Here is a 5,100-nt window from a genome sequence, read left to right on the forward strand (position 1 = left end):
AAATGAATATCTTTAAGCAATTAAGTGATATTTGCGACCATAATGTAATTTTAGCGAGTAATACGTCTTCAATTTCAATTACTCAAATTGGTGCTCAAGTAGTGCATCCAGAACGAGTTATTGGAATGCATTTTATGAATCCAGTGCCAATTATGAAATTAGTTGAAATCATCCGTGGGTATTCTACCTCTGATGAAGTAACTAAAATTATTATGGATTTATCTATAAAATTAGGTAAAACACCAACAGAAGTAAACGATTATCCAGGTTTCGTTGCCAACAGAATTTTAATGCCAATGATTAACGAATCCATTGAAACGTTATATAATGGTGTGGCGGGCGTTTCTGAAATTGATACCGTGATGAAATTAGGAATGGCACACCCAATGGGGCCTTTACAACTAGCAGATTTTATTGGTCTTGATGTTTGTTTATCCATCTTAAACGTAATGTATGATGGGTTTAAGAACCCCAAATATGCACCTTGTCCGTTATTAGTAAATATGGTTATGGCTGGGAAATTAGGTGTAAAATCTGGTGAAGGTTTTTATGATTATTCAGAAAGTAAAAAAGCAGAAAAAGTTTCGAAACAATTTAATTAGTCTTAAAGTCTAATGTCGAAGGTCTTAAAGTGACTGCTTTCGACTTTATGACTTTCGACTTTCGACTAAAAAATGAGCAAAATAATCCCTTTTAAAGCAGTTCGTCCAACGGCAGATAAAGTTGCTTTGGTAACTTGTAGAACCTATGAAGATTATAGTTCTGCTGAACTTGCGGCTTGGTTGAATTTCAATCCGTATTCGTTTTTACACGTGATTCATCCTGCGTATGCGAATACTCAAAAAATTACTTTAGACAAGCGTTTTAAAGGTGTTTTGCATAAATATCAAGATTTTAAAAACGAAACTATTTTAATTTCAGAAGAACAACCTGTTTTTTATTTGTACGAAATTCAAACGAAGAACCAAACATTTACTGGAATTATTGCAGGAACTTCCGTGGAAGAATATCAGAAAAATCAGATTAAAAAACACGAAGACACCTTACAATATCGTGTGGAATTATTTAAAGATTATTTACATCAAACCGGATTTAATACAGAACCCGTTTTGATTACGTATCCTGATTCTGTTGAAGTAAATACTTATATTTCATTACGAAAAAAGAGTGAACCTATTTATGCATTTGCCACTTCAAATAAAGAAAAACATACGTTGTGGAAGATTGAAACACAATCAGAAATAGAATGGTTACAAGAACATTTTGAAAACATTCCGAATTTATATATAGCGGATGGGCATCACCGATCGGCTTCTGCAGAATTGTTATATGAACAAAATAAATCGCTAAATAACAAGAATTTAAATCATTTTATGAGTTTTTTAATTGCCGAAAGCAATTTGAAAATTTATGAATTTAATAGAATAATTAGAGATTTAAATGGTTTATCAAAAGATGATTTCATTACTAAATTATCGGATAATTTTATTATCAAAGCCAAAGATCAAGAATTATGGAAACCGCAAAATAAATTTGAATTTGGCATGTATTTAGATGGCCGTTTTTATGCTTTGTTTTATAAGCAAAATCAAAAGGTTACTTCTGTTTTAGAAAACTTAGATGCACAAATTTTATACGATACGGTTTTGCATCCCTTATTAGGTATTGAAGATTTGCGAAACGACGAACGTATTGATTACATTCCAGGAAAACAAAGTGTTTCTGTTATTAAAGATTTAGTTGATGAAGGCGAATATGAAGTGGGTTTTATGCTCTACCCTACTAATATGGCAGAAATTAAAACCATTGCCGACAACAATTTAATTATGCCACCAAAATCAACCTACATTGAACCAAAGTTTAGAAGTGGTTTGGTGGTGTATGAATTGTAAATTTTATTTTGATAAAAAATATTAATAACACAGATTTAAGAAATTATTAAAATTTCAAAAATTTCCTAAATCTGTGTTTTAAAAAAACAGAAAATAATGTCAATAGCTAAAAATCTTATCCAAATAAAATCCCAACTTCCAACTCACGTGACTTTGGTTGCGGTTTCAAAAACCAAACCTGTAGCCGATTTGATGGAAGCCTATACTGCTTGTCAGCGCATTTTTGGAGAAAATAAAATCAAAGAAATGACTGATAAATGGGAACAAATGCCAAAAGATATCGAATGGCATATGATTGGTCACGTACAAACCAATAAGGTTAAATTTATGGCGGAATATGTGAGTTTAATTCACGGTGTAGATAGTTTAAAATTGTTGCAAGAAATTAATAAACAAGCCAAAAAACACAATAGAATAATTGATTGTTTATTACAAATTCATATCGCGGAAGAAGAAACCAAATTTGGTTTAAATGAACTTGAATTAGAAGAAATTCTAAAACAAATTCAGCATGACAAAAGCGAATTCGAAAACATCAGAATCGTAGGATTAATGGGAATGGCAACCTTCACTGAAAACACTACTCAAATTGAAAAAGAATTCAACCATTTAAAAACGCTTTTTGATAAAATAAATAAATTATCAATTATCAATTATCAATTATCAATTCTTTCTATGGGAATGTCTGGCGATTATCAACTTGCCATTTCGTGCGGAAGCACAATGATTCGAATTGGAAGTAGTATCTTTGGAAATAGAAATTATCAATAAGGCAATTTTCAATGCGCTAATTATTGAAATCAAATTACTAAAATTAAAAAAAGAAAGCATATTTATACTATTATCGACATAGAAACCACGGGCGGACAATACAATGAGGAGGGTATTACAGAAATTGCCATTTATAAATTTGATGGTCACGAAGTGGTTGACCAATTTATTAGTTTGGTGAATCCTGAAAAACCAATTCAGCCATTTGTGGTAAAATTAACGGGTATTAATAGTGCTATGCTTCGAAGTGCGCCAAAGTTTTACGAAGTGGCGAAACGAATAATCGAAATTACTGAAGGTACTATAGTTGTAGCTCATAACGCCAGTTTCGATTACCGAATTTTACAAATGGAATTTAGACGTTTGGGTTTTGATTTTAAAAAACCTACACTTTGCACTGTTGAATTAGCAAAGAAAATTATTCCTGAAATGCCGTCTTATAGTTTAGGAAAATTAGTGCGTTCATTAGGGATTCCTATGGCAGACAGACATAGAGCAAGTGGTGATGCAATGGCTACGGTTAAATTATTCAAGATGCTTTTAGCAAAAGATTTGACTAAAGAAATTGTAAAAAGTTATGTCAAAACTGAAATAAAAGCAGGACTATCACCAAAACTATTAGATATTATTGAGAAACTTCCATCAAAAACTGGTATCTATTATATTCATAATGAAAAAGGCGATTTAATTTACATTGGAAAAAGCAAAAACATTAAAAAACGTGTCAATCAGCATTTTACAGGTGTAAATGCTAAAAGTAAAAAAATTCAACGTGATGTATATGCCGTTACATTTGAAGAAACAGGTAGCGAATTAATTGCCTTATTGAAAGAATCGGAAGAAATTAAAATTAATAAACCTATATACAATAGAGCACAACGCAAAAGTATTTTTAATTTCGCTATGTATTCAAATATAAATAAAGAAGGATACCTAGCAATAACTATTGAAAAAGCAGACGGACGAAAAAAAGAAATCACCTCATTTGTAAGTCTACAAGAAGGTAAAAATTTTCTTTTTAAATTAACATCTGAAAATCAATTATGTCAAAAAATAAACGGCCTTTTCGAAACAAAATCTGCTTGTTTTCAATACAAAATTAAAGAATGTAATGGCGCTTGTATTCAACTTGAAAGCCCAGAAACATATAACAAACGTGCTCAAGATTGTATTCTTAATTTACAATTTGAAAACAACAATATGGTGGTAGTCGATAAAGGTAGAGGAATTGAAGAACGAAGTGCGGTTTTAATTGAAAATGGTGTTTATAAAGGATATTGTTTTTTCGATTTAAACTATCAAATTACGAATATTGACATCTTAAAAAACATCATAATTCCGATGCAAAATAATAGAGATACAACGTCCATTATAAAAAATCATATTAGAAAAAATAGGGTAATGCGGATTTTAAAATTTTAGAATTTCTTTATCCTAACCAACCTTCTCTATCCAAACTTCTATACTGAATGGCTTCTGCAATATGATGTGAAAATACATTTTCTGCATTTTCCAAATCGGCAATGGTACGGGAAACCTTTAAAATTCGATCATATGCTCGTGCCGACAAATTCAATCGTTCCATAGCTGTTTTTAATAATTGTAAAGAAACATCGTCTAAAGCACAATATTCACGAATTAATTTACTACTCATTTGTGCATTATAATGAATGTGATTATACTTTTCAAAACGTTTTGTTTGGATATTTCTCGCTACAGTTACTCGATTTCTAATTTCAACACTACTTTCTGCCTTGCGAGATTCCGATAATTTTTCAAAAGGTACGGGCGTTACTTCAATATGAATGTCAATTCGATCCAAAAGAGGCCCTGAAATTTTACTTAAATAGCGTTGCATTTCCATTTGTGAAGCGGCATTTGAATTTTTCGAATCGTTAAAAAAACCACTCGGACTTGGATTCATACTGGCTACTAACATAAATGATGAAGGATAAGTAATCGTAAATTTAGCTCGAGCGATTGTTACATCTCTATCTTCTAAAGGTTGGCGCATCACTTCTAAAACTTCACGTTTAAACTCGGGTAATTCATCTAAAAACAACACGCCATTATGCGCTAAAGAAATTTCTCCTGGTTGCGGGTAACTTCCTCCACCTACCAAACTAACCGAACTTGCCGTATGATGTGGAGCTCGAAAAGGCCGCTGTGTGAGCAAACCCATATCTTTAATTCTTCCTGTAACCGAATGAATTTTAGTTGTTTCCAACGCTTCTTGCATACTCATTGGTGGTAAAATACTTGGCAAACGTTTGGCTAACATCGTTTTACCAGCGCCTGGAGGTCCAATTAAAATAATGTTATGACCCCCTGCTGCTGCAATTTCCATACATCTTTTTATGGATTCCTGACCTTTGACGTCTGCAAAATCGAATTCTGGAAATTCAAGGTTTTTAGAAAATTCTTCTTTCGTATCAAT

The 5,100-nt window shown here is 31.9% G+C and carries 5 protein-coding genes; 4 read left to right on the top strand and 1 reads right to left on the bottom strand.

The annotated features are described in order from the left end of the window. The 4 genes from ABWP60_RS09405 to ABWP60_RS09420 all read left to right on the top strand — a co-directional run. A partial coding sequence (locus ABWP60_RS09405) for a 3-hydroxyacyl-CoA dehydrogenase family protein (protein ID WP_353151745.1) occupies positions 1-602 on the top strand: 602 nt, incomplete at its 5' end. 72 nt (positions 603-674) lie between these two features. Next, positions 675-1,892 carry a DUF1015 domain-containing protein gene (locus tag ABWP60_RS09410; RefSeq protein ID WP_353151747.1) on the top strand — a complete coding sequence of 406 codons (1,218 nt, stop codon included), beginning with the start codon at positions 675-677 and terminating at the stop codon, positions 1,890-1,892. A 96-nt stretch (positions 1,893-1,988) separates the two neighbouring features. Beyond that, positions 1,989-2,663 (top strand): YggS family pyridoxal phosphate-dependent enzyme, encoded by a 675-nt coding sequence (locus ABWP60_RS09415; RefSeq protein ID WP_353151749.1) that lies wholly within the window; start codon positions 1,989-1,991, stop codon positions 2,661-2,663. A 60-nt stretch (positions 2,664-2,723) separates the two neighbouring features. Then, positions 2,724-4,085, top strand: coding sequence for an exonuclease domain-containing protein (locus ABWP60_RS09420; protein ID WP_353151753.1), 1,362 nt, complete (start codon positions 2,724-2,726; stop codon positions 4,083-4,085). Positions 4,086-4,092: 7 nt separating this feature from the next. Here the strand turns inward: ABWP60_RS09420 and ABWP60_RS09425 are convergent. Next, on the bottom strand, positions 4,093-5,100 hold a 1,008-nt coding region (locus ABWP60_RS09425; RefSeq protein WP_353151751.1), incomplete at its 5' end, for a YifB family Mg chelatase-like AAA ATPase.

Origin of the sequence: Flavobacterium sp. (genome assembly GCF_040402895.1) — a bacterium.
Lineage (GTDB): Bacteria > Bacteroidota > Bacteroidia > Flavobacteriales > Flavobacteriaceae > Flavobacterium.